This window comes from Streptomyces lydicus (assembly GCF_001729485.1).
GTDB classification, from domain to species: Bacteria; Actinomycetota; Actinomycetes; order Streptomycetales; family Streptomycetaceae; genus Streptomyces; species Streptomyces lydicus_D.
In genome coordinates this window covers 3,597,784-3,619,739 of sequence record NZ_CP017157.1, presented here as the reverse complement: position 1 = coordinate 3,619,739, position 21,956 = coordinate 3,597,784, and the positions used below count along the sequence as shown (strand labels likewise).

At 73.4% G+C, this 21,956-nt stretch carries 20 protein-coding genes; 10 read left to right on the top strand and 10 right to left on the bottom strand.

The annotated features are described in order from the left end of the window. The first annotated feature begins 61 nt into the window (after positions 1-61). From SL103_RS15690 to SL103_RS15680, 3 genes are read left to right on the top strand one after another with little or no spacing between them, the layout of a single operon-like run. A complete protein-coding gene (locus SL103_RS15690; RefSeq protein ID WP_069569648.1) occupies positions 62-1,636 on the top strand; it encodes a pyridoxal phosphate-dependent aminotransferase in 1,575 nt (524 codons plus the stop codon). Continuing rightward, the gene (locus SL103_RS15685; RefSeq protein WP_069569647.1) at positions 1,629-2,441 is read left to right on the top strand and encodes a BtpA/SgcQ family protein; all 813 of its coding nucleotides are present in this window, start codon (positions 1,629-1,631) and stop codon (positions 2,439-2,441) included. The genes SL103_RS15690 and SL103_RS15685 overlap by 8 nt, the downstream gene beginning before the upstream one ends. After that, entirely contained in the window at positions 2,438-4,000 is a 1,563-nt protein-coding gene (locus tag SL103_RS15680; RefSeq protein ID WP_069569645.1) for an amino acid adenylation domain-containing protein, read from the top strand. Before SL103_RS15685 ends, SL103_RS15680 begins: the two co-directional genes overlap by 4 nt. Positions 4,001-4,025: 25 nt before the next feature. Here the strand turns inward: SL103_RS15680 and nudC are convergent, their stop codons facing one another. Next, the gene (gene nudC / locus SL103_RS39225) at positions 4,026-5,009 is read right to left on the bottom strand and encodes an NAD(+) diphosphatase (RefSeq protein ID WP_279631152.1); all 984 of its coding nucleotides are present in this window, start codon (positions 5,007-5,009) and stop codon (positions 4,026-4,028) included. 247 nt (positions 5,010-5,256) lie between these two features. Here nudC and SL103_RS15670 point away from each other — a divergent pair, with 247 nt between their 5' ends. From SL103_RS15670 to SL103_RS15660, 3 genes are read left to right on the top strand one after another with little or no spacing between them, the layout of a single operon-like run. Beyond that, positions 5,257-5,595: a phosphopantetheine-binding protein gene (locus SL103_RS15670; protein WP_164492810.1), complete on the top strand. Its 339-nt coding sequence runs from the start codon at positions 5,257-5,259 to the stop codon at positions 5,593-5,595. A gap of 46 nt (positions 5,596-5,641) precedes the next feature. Further along, a complete protein-coding gene (locus tag SL103_RS15665; protein WP_069569643.1) occupies positions 5,642-7,273 on the top strand; it encodes a class I adenylate-forming enzyme family protein in 1,632 nt (543 codons plus the stop codon). Between the two features lie 33 nt (positions 7,274-7,306). Next, positions 7,307-8,566, top strand: coding sequence for an MDR family MFS transporter (locus tag SL103_RS15660; RefSeq protein WP_069569641.1), 1,260 nt, complete (start codon positions 7,307-7,309; stop codon positions 8,564-8,566). A gap of 37 nt (positions 8,567-8,603) precedes the next feature. Here the strand turns inward: SL103_RS15660 and SL103_RS15655 are convergent, their stop codons facing one another. Next, entirely contained in the window at positions 8,604-10,160 is a 1,557-nt protein-coding gene (locus tag SL103_RS15655; RefSeq protein WP_069569639.1) for a GMC family oxidoreductase, read from the bottom strand. Between the two features lie 181 nt (positions 10,161-10,341). Further along, positions 10,342-11,112, bottom strand: a complete 771-nt coding sequence (locus SL103_RS15650; RefSeq protein WP_079145760.1) for a LysR family substrate-binding domain-containing protein — start codon at positions 11,110-11,112, stop codon at positions 10,342-10,344. A gap of 58 nt (positions 11,113-11,170) precedes the next feature. On the opposite strand from SL103_RS15650, the gene SL103_RS15645 reads away from it, so the two are divergent. Together SL103_RS15645 and SL103_RS15640 are read left to right on the top strand one after the other, a co-directional pair. Continuing rightward, on the top strand, positions 11,171-11,554 hold the full coding sequence (locus SL103_RS15645) for a DUF5997 family protein (RefSeq protein ID WP_069569635.1): 384 nt from the start codon (positions 11,171-11,173) through the stop codon (positions 11,552-11,554). Positions 11,555-11,827: 273 nt separating this feature from the next. Next, positions 11,828-13,915, top strand: a complete 2,088-nt coding sequence (locus tag SL103_RS15640; RefSeq protein WP_069569632.1) for a SpoIIE family protein phosphatase — start codon at positions 11,828-11,830, stop codon at positions 13,913-13,915. Positions 13,916-13,936: 21 nt separating this feature from the next. On the opposite strand, the gene SL103_RS15635 is transcribed toward SL103_RS15640, so the two are convergent. Next, positions 13,937-14,356, bottom strand: a complete 420-nt coding sequence (locus SL103_RS15635) for a J domain-containing protein (protein WP_069569630.1) — start codon at positions 14,354-14,356, stop codon at positions 13,937-13,939. A 104-nt stretch (positions 14,357-14,460) separates the two neighbouring features. Continuing rightward, the gene (locus SL103_RS15630; RefSeq protein ID WP_069569629.1) at positions 14,461-15,126 is read right to left on the bottom strand and encodes a hypothetical protein; all 666 of its coding nucleotides are present in this window, start codon (positions 15,124-15,126) and stop codon (positions 14,461-14,463) included. 165 nt (positions 15,127-15,291) lie between these two features. Here SL103_RS15630 and SL103_RS15625 point away from each other — a divergent pair, with 165 nt between their 5' ends. Next, complete coding sequence (locus tag SL103_RS15625) at positions 15,292-15,726, top strand: DUF2267 domain-containing protein (RefSeq protein ID WP_069573757.1); 435 nt, start codon at positions 15,292-15,294, stop codon at positions 15,724-15,726. Between the two features lie 45 nt (positions 15,727-15,771). Here SL103_RS15625 and SL103_RS15620 read toward each other — a convergent pair whose 3' ends face one another. Genes SL103_RS15620 through SL103_RS15605 form a run of 4 tightly spaced genes read right to left on the bottom strand, consistent with a single transcriptional unit; the run spans position 15,772 to position 19,454 of the window. Further along, positions 15,772-16,362: a GTP-binding protein gene (locus tag SL103_RS15620; RefSeq protein WP_069569627.1), complete on the bottom strand. Its 591-nt coding sequence runs from the start codon at positions 16,360-16,362 to the stop codon at positions 15,772-15,774. Then, entirely contained in the window at positions 16,349-16,714 is a 366-nt protein-coding gene (locus SL103_RS15615; protein WP_069573756.1) for a DUF742 domain-containing protein, read from the bottom strand. The genes SL103_RS15620 and SL103_RS15615 overlap by 14 nt, the downstream gene beginning before the upstream one ends. Continuing rightward, positions 16,711-17,112, bottom strand: a complete 402-nt coding sequence (locus SL103_RS15610) for a roadblock/LC7 domain-containing protein (RefSeq protein ID WP_069569625.1) — start codon at positions 17,110-17,112, stop codon at positions 16,711-16,713. Before SL103_RS15610 ends, SL103_RS15615 begins: the two co-directional genes overlap by 4 nt. After that, a complete protein-coding gene (locus tag SL103_RS15605; protein WP_069569622.1) occupies positions 17,109-19,454 on the bottom strand; it encodes a sensor histidine kinase in 2,346 nt (781 codons plus the stop codon). The genes SL103_RS15610 and SL103_RS15605 overlap by 4 nt, the downstream gene beginning before the upstream one ends. A gap of 481 nt (positions 19,455-19,935) precedes the next feature. Here SL103_RS15605 and SL103_RS15600 point away from each other — a divergent pair, with 481 nt between their 5' ends. Next, a complete protein-coding gene (locus SL103_RS15600) occupies positions 19,936-21,390 on the top strand; it encodes a Dyp-type peroxidase (RefSeq protein WP_069569619.1) in 1,455 nt (484 codons plus the stop codon). Positions 21,391-21,498: 108 nt separating this feature from the next. Here the strand turns inward: SL103_RS15600 and SL103_RS15595 are convergent, their stop codons facing one another. Further along, positions 21,499-21,930 (bottom strand): TIGR03668 family PPOX class F420-dependent oxidoreductase, encoded by a 432-nt coding sequence (locus SL103_RS15595; RefSeq protein ID WP_069569617.1) that lies wholly within the window; start codon positions 21,928-21,930, stop codon positions 21,499-21,501. Positions 21,931-21,956: the final 26 nt, after the last annotated feature.

Below are 21,956 nucleotides of genomic sequence, written 5' to 3'. Positions count from 1 at the left end.
GCCGTCCCGCGCTCCGGTACGCCACCCCTTGACCCCCACGTAACTGATCCTGGAGCCCTCAGTGGAACTCTTCCCCCACCCCTTACGAGAGCGATGTTTCAGCATCCCGGCCGAGGCGGCCGAGAGCGCGGCCGCGGCGCAGCTCCTCGACGACGACGGCGGGTGCTTCCTGCCCGGCGTCGACGAGCGGATGCTGGACGTCTACAACCGGGCGGCCGACCCCGGGGACCCCTTCGAACTGTGCCGTCTGTGGGTGGGGCGGGTGGACGCCGAGTCGGGTGCGCACGCCGCCCGTCCCCGGCTCGCCGAGCAGTGGCGGGCCACCAGGGTGCGGCGGAGCACGACCGCGGAGGAGGTGCTGACCTCGCGGGCCACGGTGCGGTTCGTCAAGGAGCTGTTCAACTTCTACTTCCGCGACGACCTCTACGGCGACCTGCGGTCCGACGACCACCTGATGCTCTCCGGCGGCGCGGTCGACGAGGAGGAGTGGGGGCTCCCCGAGGTCCTCAAGGAGTGCATCCGCTACGCCCTCGAACGTGACTGGTACGGCTACTCCGACTCCTGCGGGCGGCTGCAGGCCCGCGAGGCGGTGGCCGCGTACGAGAGCGCCCGGATCCCCGGCGCCCCCTACGAGGCCGGCAACATCGCGCTCACCATGGGCGGCACCGTGGCGGTCAGCACGATGGCCGACTTCCTCACCTCCCGCTCCGGGCCGCGTACCGCGCCCGCGCTGTGCGCGACGCCCAACTACCCGCCGCTGGTGGAGTCGATCGCCTGCCGCACCGACACCCGCCTGGTGCCGCTGCCGACGCAGGACGGCCGGATGTCGGTGGAGCCGCTGCTGGCCGCGCTGTCCCCGGACACCCCGCTGGTGATGCTGCAGACGGCCGCGAACCCGACCGGCGCCGGTGTGGCGGAGGCCGACCTGGTCCGGCTGCTGAACGCCCTCTCGCCGTCCACGCTGATCCTGCTCGACGAGTGCCACGAGTGGCTCGGGCCGGTGAACGCGCTGTCGCCGGCCCGCGCCGCGCGCAACGTCGTCCGCATCTCCAGCCTGTCCAAACACTGGTCGGCGCCCGGCATCAAGGCCGGCTGGATCACCGCCGACAGCGATCTGATCGCCGAGTACTACGAGTACGCCTCCACCCACTTCGGCGGGCCGCCGTCCTTCTTCTACACGCTCATCGAGGTACTGGCCCGGATGGAGCGCTGGCGGGTCACCGGCCTGCGGGCCGTCGGCGCCGAGCAGGTCCGCGAGTTCGAGGCGTCCTACGGTCTGACCCCGGAACGGCTGCAGGCCGCGTACACCAACTACGCCACCGAACGGGAGGCCCGCGAACGGAGTCTGCTCACCCTGCGCGACGCCACGCACGCCCGCCTCTCGGAGTTCGCGACGGTTCTCAAACCGCGCTACTCGATCAACACCGCGCTCACGCTGCCCGGTTGGGACGACTCCTACCGGTGCTTCCGCGACCTGCTGCGCGAGACCGGGGTGTCCACCTACCCCGGCATCCTCAACTTCTGCTTCTCCGGCGGGACGGTGCGGGTGACCTCGGCCCGCAGCTGGCGCGACCTCGACACCGCCGTCGGCCGGCTGGGCGCCTACGCGGCCCGGGACGCGGTGCGCCATGGCTGACTTCCCGCGCCGGGACGGCCGCAAGACGGTCCTCGGCATGATTCACCTGCGGCCGCTGCCCGGCACCCCGTTCCATCAGGACGGCACGCTCGGCGCGACGTTGGAGAGCGCCGTGCGGTCGGCCGTCGCCCTGGAGCGGGGCGGCGCGGACGGCTGCCTCATCCAGACCGTGGAACGGGTCTACAGCGTGGCGGACGAGTCCGATCCGGCACGGACCGCCGCCATGGCCCTGATCACCGACGCCGTCGTACGCGCCACCGGCGCCGGCTTCCGGGTGGGTGTGCAGATGATGCGCAACGCCGTCAGCGCCTCCCTGGGCGTGGCGAAGGTGAGCGGCGGCTCCTTCGTCCGGGTCGGCGCGCTGGTCGGGCAGACCCTCTCCCCGCACGGCATGGTCACTCCGGACCCGCTGCGGATCATGGAGTACCGCCGGAAGATCGCGGGCGAGGACATCGGCATCATCGCCGACATCGACTCGATGCACTTCTCGTGGTTCGGCGGCGGGAAGACCACGGCGGAGGTGGCGAAGGCGGCCGCGGGCGCGGGCGCCGACGCCGTCTCGCTGTGCCACCGCGACGACGACACCACCCTGCGGATGATCGACGCGGTGCGCGCCGCGGCCCCGGACCTGCCCGTGATCCTCGCCGGGCACACCCACCACGACAACGCCGCACGGCTGCTGGCGGCCGCCGACGGGGCGTTCGTCGGCAGCTGCCTGGAACGCTCGGGCTGGGGCAGTGAGATCGACTCCGGGCGGGTGGCGACGTACATGGAGGCCGTACGCGCGAAGGGAGGCCGGCCGTGACCGCTCGGCCGCCGGCCGGGTCGCCCCGCGGGCTGCCGGACGGCCGGCCGGGCCTGCTCCCGGAGCGCTTCCTCGCCACCGCGGCGGCGCGGCCCGACGCGGTGGCCGTCGAGGACGGCGGGACCCGGACGACGTTCGCGGAGCTGGCCGGGCGCAGTGCGGCCGTGGCGGCCCGCCTGCTGGCCCACGGGGTCGGCACGGAGACCGTCGTCGGGCTGTGCCTCCCGCGCTCGGCGGACTTCATCGCCGCCGCGCTCGGCGTCCTGCGGGCGGGCGGCGCCTTCCTGCCGCTGGACCCGGCCTACCCCGCCGACCGGCTGCGCTACCTGGTGCGGGACAGCGGGACCACCGTCGTCCTGACGGCCGGCGGCGACGCGCCCCGGCCCCCGGCCGACGTCTTCCCCCCGCACCTGACCGTCCTGCCGGCGGCCGGCGCCGGCCCGTCCCCGGACGCCGGCGCCCCGCTGCCGGCGGTCGGTCCCGGCCGACTCGCCTACGTCATCTACACCTCCGGGTCGACCGGCCGGCCGAAGGGCGTCCAGGTCGAGCACGGCGCGCTGGCCGCTTTCCTGGCCGGCCTGGAGGCGGCCGGCGCGGTCCGGCCGGGCCCGGCCAGGGTCGGCTGGAGCGCCAGCCCCTCCTTCGACGCCTCGCTCCAGCAGTGGGCCCGGGTCTGCCGCGGGGACACGGTGGTGATCGTCGACGACCTGGCGCGCCGCGTCCCCCAGCGGCTGGTGCGGGCCGTGACGGAAGCGCGGCTCACCGACCTCGATCTCACCCCCGGCCTGGCCGAGTTGACGGCCGACCGGCTGGCCCGCGCCCTGCCGGCCGGCTCCGGACTGCGCCTGTGGGTGGGGGGCGAGGCGGTGCCGCCCGCGCTGTGGCGGACGCTGGCCGGGCACCGTGCCGCGGGCGTACTGGACGCCGTCAACGTGTACGGCACCACGGAGACGACGGTGGACAGCCTGTGGGCACCGATCACGGGCGGGGTGGAACCGCACCTCGGGACACCGCTGCCCGGCCAGACGGTCCACCTGCTGGACGACCGGCTGCGCCCGGTGGCCGTCGGCGAGCCGGGCGAGCTGTACGTGGCGGGTCCCACGCTGGCCCGCGGCTACCTCGGCCGCCCCGGCCTGACCGCACAGCGTTTCCTGCCCGACCCGTGGGCCGCGGACGGCGGGCGGATGTACCGGACCGGGGACCGCGCCCGTCGGACGCCGGACGGCCGGCTGGAGTTCCTGGGCCGCACCGACCACCAGGTCAAGGTGCGCGGGTACCGCGTGGAGTTGGGGGAGGTCGAGGCCGCGCTCGCCGACTGCCCGGGGGTGCTGGAGTCCGTGGTGCTGCCGCACACCCAGGGCGGGGTGGGCGTGCTGGCGGCGTGCCTGCGGACGACGCCGGGGACGAGCCTGGAGCAGGTCCGCGCGCACGCGGCGCGGCGGCTGCCGGAGTGGATGCGGCCGTCCGCCTACCGCGTGGTCGCGGCCATGCCGCTGACCCCGGCCGGGAAGATCGACCGGGTGGCGCTGGGCGCCGGGGTGGGCGCCGGTGCGCACTGACCAGCCGACGCGCCGCCCCGGCCGTTCACTCGGTCCAGGGGGCGCCGGCCGACTCCGGCGCGGGGTCGAGCGGGCCTCCGTACCACCGCTCGACCAGCCGGCGGGCGAGGTAGCGGCGGTCCGGCAGCGCCACGTCCCCGGTGCGCACGGCCCGGGCCAGCGCGTCCCGGGTGAACCAGCGGACAGCCGCCATCTCGCTCCCGTCGGCACGCGCGTCGGACGAGACGGCGTCGGCCTCGTAACCCAGCATCAGGCTGCCGGGAAAGGGGTGCGCCTCGGTCTCCACGCACCGCACCGCGCCGATCGCCACCCCCGCCTCCTCCGCGGCCTCGCGCCGCACCGCGGCTTCCGCGGTCTCCCCGGGCTCGACGTATCCGGCGGGCACCGAGTACTGGTGCGCGGGCCAGCGGGTACGGCTGCCCAGCAGACACCGGTCGCCCGCGTCGGTGATCAGCATGAGCACGGCCGGGTCGGTACGGGGATGGTGCTCGACACCGCACGCCGCGCAGCGCCGTACGTGCCCGCCGCCCTCCACCGTGGTGGGGTCGCCGCAGCCGGGGCAACGGCCGTGGTTGCGGTGCCAGTTCTCCAGGGCGGTGGCGTGCACGAGCATGCCGTGGTCCCGGTCGCCGAGCGGACAGTCGCCGTCGCCGAGGGCCGCGACGCGCGCGGTGCCGGTGGGCGGCGCCGGCAGCCGGCCGGTGGCGTACGCGAAGTACGCGGCGCCGGTGCCGTCGGTGCCGAGGAAGTAACGGGTGCCGCCCGGCGGGCAGTCGCGCGGCCGGACCAGCGCCAGCCGCCAGCCGTCGGGCCCCTCGCTCACCCGGGTGCGGCCCCCGGCCAGCGGCAGCACCCGGGTGTTCTCCCGCTCCCAGGCCGCGCGGAGCCAGCCCGCGTCCTCCCGTCGGGCGGCGGCGCGGTCCAGCGGCTCCGGGGGGCGGCCGGCCGGTGTCCCGGTGGGGACGCGGTGCGCGGAGTCCTGCCGTGCCGAGGGGGACGGGTGCTTCACATGAGCCTCACTGGGACGGTCCGGGGCAGCCGGGACGGCGGCCGAAGTGCGCCTGACATACGCGGAGGTGACGTCGCGTCATGTTCCGTTCGGAACCTAGGCCATGCCTCCGGACGGAACAAGACATGCGACCACCAATCCCGCAATGAGTGAAAAGCATCACAAGAACGCCATAAGGGGCTAATCCCCGACCGGCGGGCCGGCCATGAGCCGCCCGCACCCACCACCGAAGAAGGGAACGATCGTCGTGCACACACCCCCGGAGCACCAGCCGGAGCCCGCCCGCTCGCCCGCCCCGGACCCCACCGCCGCTGCCACGGGTGAGCTGCTCGCGGCGGTGACCGAGGTCGTCCTGCGCAACGCCCCCGACCGCGCGTCGCTGACGTCCGCCGGACCGGACGCCCCGCTCCCGGAGCACGGTTTCGACTCGCTGAGGGTGGTGCGCCTGCTGGTGGACCTGGAGGAGACGCTGGGCGTCACCTTCCCGTCGGACGCGGTGACCGCCGAGACCTTCCGCAGCATCCGCGCGATCACCGACGTCCTCACGGCGTCCGGAGCCGCCCCCGCGGCACCCCCCGCCGGCTGACCCCTTCCGCGCCGACCGCACCACGCCCCTACCACGACGAGGAACCATGCACGCCACCCCCGACGAGGACCACCGGCTCGCCCACCGCTGCACGGAACGGGAGTTCACCGACCGGCTCCCCGTACACCCGACGATGCCGGAGCTGCTGGCGCACCGGGCCGACCGCGACGGGTCCGCGCCGTACCTGACCTTCCACGGCGCCGACGACACCGCGACCACCCTCACCTACCGCGACACCCTCCGGCTCAGCCGCCGCCTGGCGGCATGGGCCTCCCGGGAGCTGGGCGCCCGCCCCGGGGACGTCTTCGCCCTCGCCCCCGTCAACGAACTGCGTTCGGTGACCGCCGTGTTCGCGCTGCTGCTGGCCGGCTGCTCGATCCTCTCGCTGAACCCGGCCGACCCGGCGGGCCGGATCACCCAGCAGGCCGAGGCGCTGGGCGCCAAGGCCCTGCTGCGCGCCCCGGACGCCGCCACCGACGCCACGGTGCCGTGGCGCACGCTCCCCGACCCGCGGGAACTGCCCGCGGCCGACGACGACTGGACCGGTCCGGACCTCGACCCGGGCGCGGACGCCCTCTACTTCGGCACGTCGGGATCGACGGCCGCCTCGAAACTGGTCGCGCAGTCGCACTACAACGGCGCGGTCAACGCGGAGGCGCTGCGCCGGCACCACGGCCTCGGGCCGGGCGACCGCTTCCTCGGCTGCCTGCCGGTCCACCACGTCAACGGCATGCACTTCACCCTCTTCGGCACCCTCGCCGCCGGGGCGCACGGCATCCTGCTCACCGGGTTCGACCCCTTCGGCTACCCGCGTGTGCTGAACGGGTACCGCCCGCGGATCGCGAGCGTCGTCCCCAGCATCCTGGAGACGCTGCTGCAGACCTGGCGCAGCCCGCAATTCCCGCCGGAGTTCGCCTACTTCGTCTCGGCCGCGGCCCCGCTGTCCCGGTCCACGGCCCGCGCGGTGCACGAGCGCTGGGGCGTCCGGATCCTCCAGGGCTACGGCCTGACCGAGACGACCAACTTCTCCACCACCATGCCGCGCGGCCTGTCCGACGCCGCCTACCGCGCCCTGATGCTGGACGGCGACATCCCCTCCGTCGGCACCGCCCTGTACGGCAACGAGGTGGCCGTGCTCCGCCCCGACGGACAGCGGGCCGAGCCCGGCGAACGGGGTGAGGTGTGCATGCGCGGGCACAACGTGATGTCGCGCTACCAGGGGAACCCGGAGGCCACCGCCGAGGCGTTCGCGGACGGCTGGTTCCACTCCCAGGACCTGGGCTACGAAGTCGTCGAACCGGAGACCGGACTGCGCTTCGTCGTCCTCACCGGACGGGCCAAGAACATCGCCAAGGTGCGCGGCGAAACGGTGTCGCTGGAGGAGATGGAACGGGCCCTCAAGTCGTTGCCGGCGGTCCGCGACGCGGCCTGCGACACCGCCCCGGACCGCTTCCTGGGCGAGGTCGTGGTGGCGGCGGTGGCCACCGCCGACTGCACCACCGACGCCGCGCTGCTGGAGCACCTGGGGCGCTTCTTCGACCCGGCGGTGCTGCCCGCCCGCTTCGTCCGGATGCCGAGCATTCCGCGGACCGCCACCGGCAAGGTTCTCCGGCCCAGGCTGCGGGAGCTGCTCGCGGCGACCGACCGGGCCCTGCCCGGCACCGGCCCGCAGTCCTGACCGGCGGTCCGGTCCATGACGACGAGAACACGCATGTCGACCACGGCTGCGGCCACCCGCGCCGTCCGGAACACCTTCTCCGGTCTCCCGCCCGCCTTCTGGTGGCTCTGGGCGAGCACGTTGATCAACCGGCTCGGGGCGTTCGTCTCCACCTTCCTCGCGCTGTACCTCACCGTCCAGAAGGGCTACTCGGCGTCCTACGCCGGCCTGGTCGCCGCGCTGTACGGGCTCGGGGGCGCGGCGGGAAACCTGGTGGCGGGGGTGCTCACGGACCGGCTGGGCCGCCGGCCGACGCTGCTGGCCTCCCAAATGGCCACCGCCGGCACCGTCGCGCTGCTCGGTTTCGCCTCCCGTCCCACGACGATCGCGGCGCTCGCCGCGCTCGCCGGGATGGCCACCAGCGCCTCCCGGCCCGCGGTGCAGGCGATGATGACCGACCTCGTGCCCGAGCGGCGGCGGGTCCGGGCGTTCGCCCTCAACTACTGGGCCATCAACCTCGGGTTCGCCCTGTCGGCGTCCGCGGCGGGACTCATCGCCCGCCACTCCTACCTCTGGCTCTTCCTGGGCGAGGCGCTGTTGACCGCCCTCTGCGCGGTCGTGGCGTACTTCCGCCTGCCGGAGACCCGCCCGGGCGGCACCGGCCCCCCGCGACCGGGGCCGGCACCGCCCGGCACCACCTCGCTGTGGACGGTGCTGCGCGACGTCCGCTTCATGACCGTCGTGGGGCTGAACCTGCTCCTGGTGATGCTCTACCAACAGGGCCTGGTCGCACTGCCGTTGGCGATGGGGCGGGCCGGTTTCGACAGCACCGACTTCGGCGTGGTGATCGCGGCCAACGGTGTGCTCATCGTGGCCCTGCAGATCCCGGTGACACGCTTCATCGAACACCGCTCACCGGGCCCGCTGCTGGTGCTCTCGGCCCTCCTCACCGGCGTCGGCTTCGGCCTCTGCGCCCTCGCCGACTCCGTCCCCTTCTACGTCCTGACCGTCTGCGTCTGGACGTTGGGCGAGATCGTCAACTCGCCCACCCAGATGTCCCTGGTGGCCCGCCTCTCCCCGGTCGAGGGCCGCGGCCGCTACCAGGGGGTCTACACCCTCTCGTGGTCGGTCGCCGCCTTCGCGGCCCCGCTGCTCGGCGGCTCGGTCATCGACCGGTTCGGCGCCCCCACCCTCTGGCTGGGAAGCCTGGCCGTCGGCGTACTCGCCGCCCTCGGCTACGCCCACGTCATGCGCCGGCCCTGGGAGGCGCCCGCCACGGACACCCCCGCGAAGACACCCGACACGGTGGCGTGAGCCGGGCGTTGCCTACGTCGCGTACGGCCCGCGCGTGTCAGGCCGGTGCCGGGACGTCGCGGAGCAGGTCCGCGGCCTTCTCGGCGATCATGACGGTGGGGGCGTTGGTGTTGCCGCGGACCAGGGTGGGCATCACGGAGGCGTCCACCACGCGCAGTCCGCGGACGCCGTGCACCCGCAGTTCGTGGTCGACGACGGGACCGATGGGGCAGGTGCCTGCCGGATGGTAGAGGGTCTGCAGCTCGCGGCGGGCGAAGGCCAGCAGATCGGCGTCGGTCGCGGATGCGGGGACCTTGAAGTCGGCCCTGCGGTGCTTGCGCAGGCTGGGCCGGTCGGCGATGTCCAGCAGCAGCCTGAGCGCCCGCACCATCGTGGCGCGGTCGTCCTCGGTGGTCAGGTAGTTGTGCAGGATGTGCGGGGCGGCGCTGGGGATCGCCGACCGCAGCGAGACCTTGCCCCGGCTGGTGGGGGTGAGCAGCACCGCGCCGAACATGAAGGCGTGGTCGAAGGCGGGGCTGATGCCTTCCTCGTGGAACATCACCGGGGTGGCGTGCACCTGGATGTCGGGGGCGTCGAGGTCCGCCCGGGTGCGGTGGAAGGCCCCGGCCTCGCCGACGTTGGAGGTGAGCGGGCCGCGGCCCTCGGTCTCCAGCAGCCGTACGTTCTCCGGGGTCTGCGCGGTCAGCAGGGAGGGCGTGTCGGTCAGGTAGGAGAGGCCGACGTGCGGGTGGTCCTGGAGGTTCTCCCCCACCGGCAGGTCGACCCGGGCGGTGATGCCGTGGGCCGCCAGCTCGTCGGCCACGCCGATGCCGGACAGCATCAGCAGCTGCGGCGAGTTGTAGGCGCCCGCCGAGAGCACCACTTCCCGCTCGGCCCGCAGCTGCACCGGCTCACCGGCCCGGTCCAGTTCGACGCCGGTCGCGCGGTCGCCGTCGAACAGCACCCGGGTGCACCGGGCGCCGGTGAGCACCTCAAGGTTCGGCCGCGGCAGGGCGGGGCGCAGGTAGCCGACGGCCGTGCTGCAGCGCAGGCCGTCCCGCTGGGTGAGGTGGTAGTAGCCCACGCCGTCCTGTTCGGGGCCGTTGAAGTCCGCGGTGAAGGGGTGGCCGGCTTCCTGGGCGGCCGCCACGTACGCGGCCATCAGCGGGTGCCGGGAGCGGCCCTCGCTGACCGTGAGGGGCCCGCCGGTGCCGTGCCAGGGTGACGTCCGCCCCTGGAAGTCCTCGGCACGCAGGAAGTACGGCAGGACGTCGTCCCAGCCCCACCGCTCGGCGCCGGCGGCGGCCCAGGCGTCGTAGTCGCGCCGGTTGCCGCGGATGTAGATCATCGCGTTCATCGACGACGAACCGCCGAGCATCCGGCCGCGGGGCAGGAAGCGGCGGCGGCCGTCCAGCCCGGGTTCGCAGGCGCTCAGATAGCTCCAGTCGTACTTGGTCTGGAACAGCTGGGAGAAGGCCGCCGGCACGTGGATCTCCCGGGCGTCGTCCGCCGGTCCGGCCTCGACGAGCAGCACGCGGACGTCCGCGTCCTCGGACAGCCGGGCCGCCAGCACGCATCCGGCCGACCCCGCACCCACCACGATGTAGTCGTACATCCGTCCCCCTCACCCGGCGCTCCCGCGGACCCCTCCACCCAAGCCGTCCGGGCGGGGCCGGGCACACCCGGTATCCGGCCATTGTCAGGGTGTGCCGTCGGTCGGCGGCGCCGCCCCCGGGCGGGAGCGGGCCGGTCGCACGACGGCGCCGGCGGGACGCCGGGGAGCCGGTGCCCCGGGGTTACGAGCGGCGGCGGGGCTTGCCGCGCTTGCCGCCCTTGGGGGCCGCGCCGGCACCGCGCCGGCGGCCGTCGCCGGTCTGCTTGCCGGCGGTGGGCTTGCGCCGTGCGCCGCCGGTCGCGGTGGCGGCGCGCCCGGCCTTCGGCTCCGCCGCGTCCGGGCGGCGTCCGCGCGAGCTGTTGACCGTGCGTCCGCGCACGATCCCGATGAAGTCCTCGACCCGGTCGGTGGTCTCGTCCTGCGGCCACGACAGTGCGACCCGCGAGACCGGGGCGTCCGAGACCGGCCGGTAGGTGAGGTCCTTGCGGTGGTGCAGGCGGGCGAGTGACTGCGGGACCACCAGCAGTCCCACGCCCGCCGCCACCAGCTCGATGGCGTCGGCCGTGGTGGCGGGGCGCTCGATCGCGGGCTTTCCGGGGAGGCGCTCCCAGTCGAGGCTGTCGTCGAGCGGGTGCAGCACGATGTCGTCGGCCAGGTCCTCGGTGGTCACCTCGTCGACCGCCGCGACGAGGTGGTCCTTGGGGATCACGACGACCGTCGTCTCGGTGTAGAGGGGGATCGCCGCGAGGTCCGCACCGTCGACCGGCAGGCGGACGAATCCCGCGTCGGCGCCGCCGGCCCGCAGGGTGCCGAACGCGTCGGCGGCGGGCACCTGGACGAGTTCCAGGGGGATGTCGGGCAGCCGCTCGTTCCAGATCCGCACCCACTTCGTGGGCGTCACTCCCGGGACGTACGCGAGCCGGAACGAAGGGGTTTCTTCCGAGCCTGTCACCGCACCAGGGTAACGGCCGTGGTCAGCGGTAGTGCATACGCTCGATATCCTGGGCAGCATGACGTCGCACCACAACACCCAGACCATGAAACCCGCGACCGCGGCGAAGAAGCTGGGTGTCTACCTCGAGGCCACCCCCGCCGAGTTCCAGGAGGGTGTCGTCTCGCGCTCCGAACTGAACGCGCTGCAGGCCGATCCGCCCGAGTGGCTGCGCGAACTGCGACGCAACGGGCCGCACCCCCGGCCGGTGGTCGCCGCGAAGCTGGGCATCTCGATCTCGGGTCTCGCCCGGGGCGGGGTCACCGAGCCGCTCACCACCGAGCAGATCGACGCGCTGAAGGACGAAGGCCCCGAGTGGCTGGAGCGGGAGCGCGCCACCCAGGCCGAGGTCCGCAAGGAAGCGCAGCGCCTGAAGGAGAAGAAGGCGAAGGACGCGCAGTAGCGGCCCCGCCCGGCCGGCCCGCCCCACACGGCGGGCCGGTTTTTTGCCCACCGGCCACTACCCGGCGCGTTCGCACCGGCACCCTGCGCCACCTGCCCGGACCGGGACGCGCGCCGTCGGGCCCGGGACGGAGTGTGCGTTCCGCCGGTCCAGGGGGACGATGGAGACGACAAAGCACTCACCGGATGAGGAAACAGGCCACAGGCGAGTGGACAGGCCACGGACCGGCGCGCGGGTCAGCCCACGTGGTCCGTCAGGTGGAAGGAGTGCCGGGTGAGCGCAGCCGACGGTCGTCCGCCCGACGCCGGTCAGCCGGAGGACCGGCCGGCCCAGCCCAGTGGCCTGCTGGACCTCCTGGGTGTCGCCGCGGTGCTCCTGGACGACGAGGGACGAATCGTCCTGTGGAGCCCGCAGGCGGAGGACCTGTACGGCTACACCTCGGAGGAGGCGCTCGGGCACCACGCCGCGCCGCTGCTGGTCCACGAGCAGCACTGGGACCTGGTGATCAAGAAGTTCGCCGAGGTCATGGACACCGGCCGGAGCTGGGGCGGGGTGTTCCCGGTACGGCACAAGGACGGCACCGAACGTCTGGTGGAGCTGCGCAACATGCGGCTGCTGGACGACCGCGGCGACTTCTACGCCCTCGGGCTCGCCACCGACTCGACGACGCTGCGGGAGCTGGAGCGGGAGGTCGCGCTCTCCACCCGGCTGATCTCCCAGTCCCCCATCGGGCTGGCGATGCTCGACACCGACCTGCGGTACGTGGCCGTCAACCCGGCCCTGGAGCGGATGCACGGCATCCCCGCGAAGGAGCACCTGGGCCGCCACTACCGCGAGATCATGACCGCGGCGAAGTTCGAGGTGCCCGAGGCGGCGATGCGGCAGGTCCTGGAGACCGGTGTCCCCATGGTCGACCAGGCCACCATCGTCGGCCGCTCCCCCGCCGACCTCGACCACCTGCACGCCTGGTCGATCTCGCTGTACCGGCTGGAGGACCCCCAGGGGCGGGTGCTCGGGGTGGCCGACCTGGTGGTGGACGTCACCGACCGCTATCAGGCGTCCGTGGAGGCCGCCGAGGCCCGGCAGCGCCTGGCCCTGATCGCCGACGGCTCGGCGCGCATCGGCACCACCCTGGAGGTGGGGCAGACCGCCCAGGAGCTGGCCGAGGTCACCGTTCCCGAGCTCGCCGACCTGGCCACGGTCGACGTGCTCGACTCCGTCCTCGACGAGCACCGCCGGGCCTCCGGCTCCGGCCCCGCGGTCTTCCGCGCCCTCGCGGTGCAGGCCGCCTACCCCACCGAGGCCGTCGAGGCCGCCGACCCTCCCGGCGAGACCGTCGCCTACGACGCCGACCGCCTCGCCACCCGCTGCGTGCGCACCGGCCGCCCGATCCTGATCCCCCGCGTGAACGACGACGACCTCGCGCGGATCGCCCGCGACGGGCGCGCCGCCGCCCTGCTGGCCCGCGCCGGGCTGCACTCGTACATGCTGGTTCCGCTCACCGCCCGCGGCCAGATCCTCGGCTTCCTGGGCCTCAGCCGCGCCCGCAACCCGCAGCCGTTCGACGAGGACGACCTGGCCCTCGCCGCCGAGCTGGCCTCCCGCGCGGCGGTGTGCATCGACAACGCCCGTTCGCACCAGAGCGTGCGCAACGCCGCCGAGGCGCTGCAGCGCAGTCTGCTCCCCGATCACCCGCCCCGCCTCCCCGGCCTGCAGATCGCCTCCCGCTACCGGCCCGCGCAGGCCACGTACGAGATCGGCGGTGACTGGTACGACGTCCTCCCGCTCGACGACGACAAGACCGCGCTCGTCGTGGGGGACGTGATGGGCAGCGGCATCGACGCGGCCGCGACCATGGGCCGGCTGCGCACCGCGACCAGCGCCTTCGCCGACCTCGACCTCGACCCCGCGCAGGTCCTCCAGCACCTCGACAAGATCACCGCGGGGCTGGAGCACTACATCGCCACCTGCGTCTACGCCGCCTACGACCCGCACCGCGCCGCGTGCCACATCGCCACCGCCGGCCATCTGCCCCCCGTCCTCGTCCGCAGCGGCCGGCGTCCCGAACTGCTCGACCTGCCCACCGGCACCCCGCTCGGTGTCGGCGGCGTCCCCTTCACCACCACGACCTTCGGCCTGGAACCCGGCGATCAACTCGTCCTGTACACCGACGGGTTGGTGGAGACCCGCCAGCACACCATCGACGAACGCCTGGAAACCCTCCGCCGGCTGCTCGACGCGCCCGGCCTCTCCCTGGAGGAGACCTGCGACCGGCTGCTGCGCGAACTCCGGCGCCCGGAGGACCCCGACGACGTCGCCCTGCTGATCGCCCGCACCCAGCCCTTCACACCCGGCCGGTAGCCGGTCGCCGGGCGTGCGCCCTCAGCGGTCCCGGCCCCGCAGCCGCAGGATCCACGCCAGGAGGCTCTCCACGGCGGCCCGTTCGTCGCGCCGCAGCCGGACCTCGTACCGGAACTCCACGCGCACCGGGCCCGTACGCCGCCCGAGCGCCCCCTCGGACCTGTGGACGCGTACCGGCGGCTGTGCGCCCGTGGCGGGCCGGCGGCGCGGTTCGCGGCGGCCGCGGGCCGCGTCGTGGGCGGCGCGGAGCCGCGGGTCGTGCAGGGTCCGGTACGCGGCCAGGACCTCGTCGAGCCCGTGCCGCGCGTCGGGGCGGCCGGCGGCACCGGTGTCCGGGTGCAGGGCGCGCACCAGCCTGCGGTAGGCCGCGGTGATCTCCCGCGCGGACGCGGACGGCGGGACCCCCAGGACGGCGTAGGGATCGTGTTCCGGTGCCGGCATCGCCGCCACCTCCTGCCCGGTCGTCGGACGCCACGGACCGCGGAAGAAGCTTCTGCACCCCTCGATAGGGGCGCGCGGGGCCGTTGTCAAACGGAAGCCGGGCGTCAGCGGGTACGTCGCTGGTCGTCGCTGTCCTGCCGCACCCGGTCGGTGTGCCGGGTGAGCTCCTCGACGCGGGCCGCGAGAGCCGCGTGCCGCATCCGCAGATGGGGCAGCACGGCCGCGAGGGGGCCGATCAGGCCGGCCGCGTCGTCGCCGGCGAGTGCCGTCCGGAGTTGCTCGACGGGGTGGTGGGCGGCGGCGGGCAGGTCGGTCAGCGCGGTGATCCGGGCGGCGAGTCCGCGCAGGTCGGCGGCGTGGTGGCGGGCCCAGGCGGTGACGCTGCGGTCGGCGGCGCGGCGGTCGCGGGCGGCCTTGACGCGCTGCTCGCCGGTGGTGCCGGCGGGGCCGGGGCGCAGCCGCAGATAGCGGCGTTCGGCGGCCTGGCGGCTGGCGACGCCGAGCGCCGCGGCGAGATCGGCCCAGCTGGCGCCCGCCGCCCGAGCGGTTTCGATCAGCCCGGTCTCCCATCCGGCGAGCTGCCGGCGTACGTCCCCCAGCAGGGACAGCGCGGCCAGCGCCGCCTCGGGACCGGCCGCCCCGGCGCCGGTGCGGTCGGCGGAGCGCGTGGTGTGCGCGGTGCGCAGCGCCTCGTCGACGGTCCGGAGCGCGGACTCGGCGGCACGGAGGGAAACGGGGGCGGATTCCGGGGAATGATCCAGGTCGGACATGCCTTCACCCCTTTTCCTGGCAAACGGGGGACTTCATGCTTGTCATCCGATAGATGACAAGTTACAACGGGAGGTGGACAAGGCACCTGGCAATCGACGGAGCCCGGAGGGGACCCGCTCCCCCGGCCGCCCTCCCCGCTCCGGCAGAGAAGGGGGCAAGTGGTCGTGTCGATGCGATGGGAGGCGTTCCTGGCGTACGTCCAGGAACGCGGTGAGTACGCCACCCCGCAGGAAGCGGAACGGGCGGCCAGAGTCGTCCTGGCCCTGCTGGGCGCACACCTGGTCGGTGAGGAACGCGCCGAACTGGCCGCGCGGCTGCCGGAGACGTACGCCCTGATACTGCTGAACCCACTGCAGGCCGCCGAACCACTGGACCCCGACCGGTTCGTCCGGGCCACCGCGGCGTGGATAGAGGGCGCCACCGAGGAGACCGCCAAGTGGGACGTCGGCGCCGTCCTCAGCGTCACCGCCGACGCCGCGGGGGACGACCTCCTCCAGCGGCTGCTGCTCCAGCTGCCCCCGGGCTACGACCTGCTCTTCGGCCACCCCGAGGGGGCCGAGGCGGGGCAGGGGGTGGCGCACGCCGGGCCGACGGGCTGAGGACCGGCGCGCCGGGCGCCCCGGTCCCCGTCCGTCCCGTGGGCATCAGACCGGGGCGGTGGCTTCCGCCCCGGCGATGAGCAGGTCCAGCAGCGACAGCAGCGCGGCGCGTACGTCCGCGCGGGAGCGGGCGTCGAGCATGAGGATGGGCGTCTCCGGGTCGCTCAGGTGCAGCGCCGCCTTGATCTGCTCGGCGGTGTAGGGCTGTTCGCCGTCGAAGCAGTTCGCACCGATGACGAACGGCAGTCCGCGGTTCTCGAAGAAGTCGACGGCCGGGAAGCTGCGGTCCAGCCGTCTGGTGTCGACCAGCACGATCGCTCCGAGCGCCCCCGCCAGCAGGTCGTCCCACATGAACCAGAAGCGTTCCTGGCCCGGGGTGCCGAACAGGTAGAGGACGACTCCGGCGTCGGTGAGGGTGATCCGGCCGAAGTCCATCGCGACGGTCGTCGCCGTCTTGGACTCGATGCCGTCGAGGTCGTCGACGCCGATGCCCGCGGCGGTCAGCCGCTCCTCGGTCCGCAGCGGCTCGATCTCCGAGATCGCCTCGACCAAGGTCGTCTTGCCGACGCCGAATCCACCGGCGATCAGGATCTTGACGGGGGACTCTTCCTGGGCGTCTGTGTCATATCCGGGCAAGGTTGTCCCTGATTCTCATGAGCAGGTGGACATTGGACGTTTCGGCCGCTTCGAGGGGCGGCCGGTGATGGATCAAACCGCGGTCCGCCAGCTCACTGAGAAGGACCGTCATCGGCGTGAGGCGGATGTGCATCCGGGCGGCGATCTCGGCGACCGCCCGCCCGTTCGGTGGCTGGCACATGGCGAGAATGGCCTGCCATTCGGTGGCCAGACTGCCGTCGGCGTCCGCCTCGGCCGTCGCCGTGATCAGGGTGTCCATGGTCAGGACGGTCCGCGGCGCGGTCGTCCGCCCGTCGGTGAGGGCGTACAACCGCGGGCGGCGCGGCCGGGCCGGCTGTTGACCGGCCGTCATGACGGCGTGGGCCCCGGCGCCCGCTCCGGTGTGCCGAGCCATTCACCGAGCGCCTGCGAGGCCCGGACCACCTCACCCCCCAGCTCCCCGAGCCGGGCCTTGCGCGAGGTGACGACGATCAGCGTGCTGCCCTCGCCGCACCCGACGATACAGAGGTAGCGGTCGTTCATCTCCACCAGCTGACGGATCACCCGACCACCGTCGACCTCCCGGGAGATCGCCTTCATGGTGGCCGCGATGCCGGAGGACGCCGCGGCTATCCGCTCCGCCTGGTCCCGTTCCAGCAGGTAGGCGCTGAGTTTGATGCCGTCGTTGGAGAGCAGCACGGCACCTTCGATGCCGGCGATCCTGCTCAGGTGACTGTCCAGAATGCTGTAGATCATGTCGTTCGTCGTCATGGCTGGTCCTGTCGGAGCTCTGTTTCCACTGTCTCGGTGCCCTGCTCGTAGTCCGCCCAGGCGTCGGCCACCTCTTCGGGCGTCGCGGTGTCCACGTCGGTCGGTTCCGGCGCGCGCTGCTCGCGGAGCTGCTTGGCGAGGTGGGTCTGCGGTACGCGCTCCGGCAGCGGCGGCAGGGCGGAGTTCCCGCCGGGCGCGGTCGGGGCCGCCGGTGCCTCGGCCGGCCGGCGGCGGGGCAGTCCGGCGCCGGCCGGTGCGGGGGCGGCCGGCACGGGGTCGGCCGGCGCGGTGGGGCGCGCGCGGAGGACCGGCTCGGGCTTGCGGTCGGCCGGGCGCTGCGGCGCGGGGACGCGCGGTTCCGCACCGGTCCCGGGCGGCCCTTCGGTACGGATCAGGTGCTCCTCGGGGAGGATCACGATGGCCGCCGTCCCGCCGTACGTCGAGCGGCGCAGGGTGACCGTGGCCCCGAGCTGGTCGGCGAGGTGGCCGACCACGAAGAGGCCGAGCCGGTGGGCGTTCTCCGCCAGCACGGCGTACGGCGGGGCGGCGTGCAGCCGTCCGTTCATCTCCTCGTAGCGCTCGGGTGCCACCCGAGGGCCGCGGTCCTCGATCTCCACCGACAGCCCGTCCGTGACGAGTTCGGCCCGGATGGACACCCTGGAGGCCGGCGGGGAGAACCGCGTCGCGTTGTCCAGCAGCTCGGCGAGCAGGTGGCTGATCGCGCTGATCACCCGCGGGTCCACACTGACCTCGTCGAGCGCGACCCGCTCGATCCGCCGGAAGTCCTCGACCTCGGCGGCGGCCTCGCGCAGCACGTCAGCGACGCGCATGGGCTCGGTGTGCGGGTCGGGGACCTCACCGCCGGCGAGGATGAGCAGGTTCTCGATCTGCCGGCGCATACCCACCGTCAGCTGGTCGGACTTCATCAGCTCGGCGAGCAGCGCCTCGTCGTGGCCGAAGGTGTCCTGGAGGTCCTCGGTCAGGCTCAGCTGACGGCTGACCAGGTTTCCGGTGCGGGACGCGATGCCCGCGGCGAACATGCCGAAGCCGTGGCGCTCGTCGGCGAGCTGCCGGTACCCCTCGACGGACACCGAGACGGCCCGGGCGAACGCGTCACTGATCCGGCCGACCTCGTCCCGGTCCCGGCTCTGCGCCGGCAGCGCGTCGGGGTCGATGCGCTCCCCGCGCTGCAGCCGTTCGACGATGTCCGGCAGCGTCTTCTGCGCGACGGTCACCGTGCGCCGGTGCAGGCCGGCCATGCGGCGCAGCACCGTGCGTGTGGTGAACACCACGACGGCCACGACGAGGAGCAGGCCGGCGCCGCTGCCCGCGATCAGCCAGAAGACCTGGATCTCCAGTTCGTCGGCGGTGGTGTCGGCGGCGTCGATGACCCCGCGCAGCTGCTCGGCGTCGAGCGCGGACAGCTGCGGGACGAGCTTGCCGTACATCGCCGACCAGCCGCGCACGGTGCCGGGCAGCGCGATGCCGCCGTGGAGGTCGTGATGGTCGGCCAGCACCGCGTTCTCGATGCGGGTCTTGGTCTTCCAGGCGTCCGAGGCGGCGATCCGGGCGTAGCCCTCCCGGCCGTTCTCGGGCAGATAGGGGACGACCGTCGTGCCGAACAGGAACCGGTGGGCGCCGACGGCATCGGTGAGCTCGGCGAACCTGGCGGTGCTCAGCTTTCCGGCCGGCCCGGCGGAGGCGAGGAGGGTGTCCTCGCGGGCGAGCACCTCCGTCGCCTCGACCAGGGCGACCACCGGCCGGCTCTGCTGGGTGACCGTCGCGTCGTCCATGTTGCTGAACTCTTGGAAGACGCGGAGCATCCGCTCGATCACACCGCTGTAGTAGCCGGTGGCCCGGTCGGCGCTGCCGCTGCGGGCGTCGGTGCGCTCGCGGTAGGCGTCCAGCTCTTCGAGCCGCCGGCGCACGTCGCTGACGTAGCCGTCGACGCGGTCGTCCGCGCGCCCGTCCTCGGAGTCGGCCGCGGTCCGGAACGCGGCCAGGTCGCGGTCCGTGGCCGCGCGCAGGCGGCTCAGCTCGCCCTTCGGCAGCGGCGAGCCGGCCCAGCGCGCGGCGGCCGTGCTGCGCTCGGCCTGCAGATCGGCCATGAGGTCGTACAGGGGCCGGCCGACCCGCTCGGCGTCGGCCACGTCGGCACGCAGGTGCGCGGACTGCTGGAGCAGCCGGTCGGCGGTGACGAAGACCTGGGCGCCCATCGCCACGGTGGGCACCACGGCGAGCCAGACCAGCAGGGTGCGCAGCCGTATGACGCTCCGTCGGCGTTTCTTCGCGGGTTCTCTTCGGCCTTCGGGCGGGGGGCCTTCAGGGGCAGTGGCAGTCATCAGTCCTCGTGGGCGGAGAGGGGAACAGAAGACCAATAACGGTTCGGCCATTCCGTCAGGGGAACGGAAGGCGCCGGTCCGGCATCGGTGGGGCCGTGGGGGGAGCCGATCATAACCAGCCAGGACCGGAAAACGTGAGGTCGCGGGGGTGATCGGGGTCCTGGCACGGGCTCCTGACGGGTCGGCGGCAGCCCCAGTCCGGCCGATACCTCCGCGAGGGCGGCGAACGCGGAAAAGGGTCCCATCGCGGCCCCCGCCGCACACTTCACGATCCGTCAGGCTTCGGTACGCCCGGCCCGTCAGGAGCCCCGCGATGCCATTGCCCAAGGCACCTTTCCGGGTCATATGACGTCGCCATATGGATGAATCGCACGGACGTCCAGGGGATCTGCGGGCCGCCCGCGGGGCGGGCTCTCCGCACCCGGGGACGAAGAAGGCGCGGCCCTGCCGCCAATCCGCCCCCGTAGGAACGGAGCAATCAATGACCATCGACTTCGATTCGGAAACCGGAATCGGCCCCAAGGATCCGAACGGGCAGCTCTCCGAGGAGGAGAAGGCGCTTCTCGGTGACATCCAGGGCAACATCCTCAAGAGTCACGGCCGGGACCACAGCCAGCACCTCTTCATCACCTTCGACGCCGCGAAGAAGAAGGAGGCCAGGACCTGGCTGGCCGAGCTGGCGAAGAACAAGGTGACCTCCGCGCTCAAGCAGTGGGACGACTCCCGTACCCGCGCCGGCATCTTCGCCGCCGCGGAGAGCAAGGACGATCCCGAGGCGTACCGCAGCGCCGAGCTGGTCAAGCACCCCAGCAGCATCTTCATCAACGTCATGCTGTCGTCGAAGGGGTACGACGCACTGGACCTCAGCAGCAAGAGACCCGACGACGAAACGTTCCGGGGCGGTGCCGCCGCCGCGGTACCGGCGCTCGCCGACCCGCCCAGAGAGAAATGGGAGGCGCCGTTCAACACCGCGGAGATGCACGCCCTCGTCATCATCGCGGACGACGACCCCGGCCGGGTCGCCACCGAGGCCAAGGCCATCACCTCCTCCCTCACGTCCGGCAAGGTCGTGCACGTGGAGGTGGGCAAGGCCCTGCGGCGCGGGGAGAACGGCCCCGTCCACGAGCACTTCGGCTTCGCCGACGGGGTCAGCGACCCGCTGTACTTCGCCAAGGACATCGCCCAGCAGCAGACCACCAACTGGAACCCCGCCGCGCCGCTCAACCTCGCCCTGGTCAAGGACCCGGGTGGCGACGCGACGACCGGCTACGGGACCTTCCTGGTGTACCGCAAGCTCGAACAGGACGTCGCCCGGTTCAACCAGGACCGGTACGAGCTGGCCAAGGCCCTCGCCAAGGCGGACGGCCGGACCGACCCCAACCACGCCGACCGTGAGCTGGCGGGCGCGTACCTGGTGGGACGCTTCCCGGACGGCTTCCCGGTCTCGGAGAAGGGGACGCCGGAAGGCACCGACAACGGCATCCCGAACAACTTCAACTTCGACGCCGACACCGACGGGCTGAAGTGTCCGTTCCAGGCTCACATCCGGAAGGCGAACCCGCGCGGGGACACCAAGCGGCTCGGCGGCACGCTGAAGGACGAACGCACCCGCCGCATCTCCCGCCGGGCGATCAGCTTCGAGAGCAACGGCAAGGTCGGCCTGCTGTTCCTGTGCGTCCAGAAGGACATCAAGCGCCAGTTCGAGTTCATGCAGGCGTCGTGGATCAACAACCCCGATTTCGTCCAGCAGCAGCCGAAGACCGGTCTGGACCCCGTGGTGGGCCAGGGCACGGAGATCGCGCAGCAGTGGCCGGAGAAGTACGGCTCCACGAAGAAGATCACCCTGAGCCTGAAGCAGGCCGTGCACATGAGGGGAGGCGAGTACTTCTTCATCCCCAGCATGGGCTTCCTCAAGGGCGTCGCCGCGGCCGGCTGACCCCCGGCTCCCGGAGTCCTGACATCTGACCTAAGCCGCCCGGCGCCCCGTCCCGGGGCCCGGGCGGCGTGCTCCCGCGTCCCCGGCGGACCCCGCGCACCACGCGCCTCAGGTGGCGTGCCACCCGGACCAGCGGCTCACCGCGATCTCCACCACCGGCCCTTGCGGCGGGCACGCGGCGTACTGCTGCCGGTACTTGCCCACCAGCAGGCGGACGTGGCGCGCGGCCGCCGGTGAGCGGTCGGACGGTGGCAGCACGACGGCCGTCCCGTCCGCCCGCGCCCACCACAGGCGGCCCCAGTCCTCGTCGTAGCCGTCGACGAGGACGCAGACCTCGGGGTGCGCCCGGATGTTGGCCAGCCGCTTCAGCCGGTCCGACCGTTTCGGCTTGTGGTCCACGGCGAAGACCACGGTGTCGCCGGTCAGGGCGAACACCACGGGGACCAGATGCGGCCGGCCGGCGGCGTCGACGGTCGCGAGCCGGGCGATCCGGGCCTGCGCGAAGCACTCCCGCGCCTGCCCGCTCGTCATCCGCGGCACGGCACACCCGGCCGGCTCACGAGCGT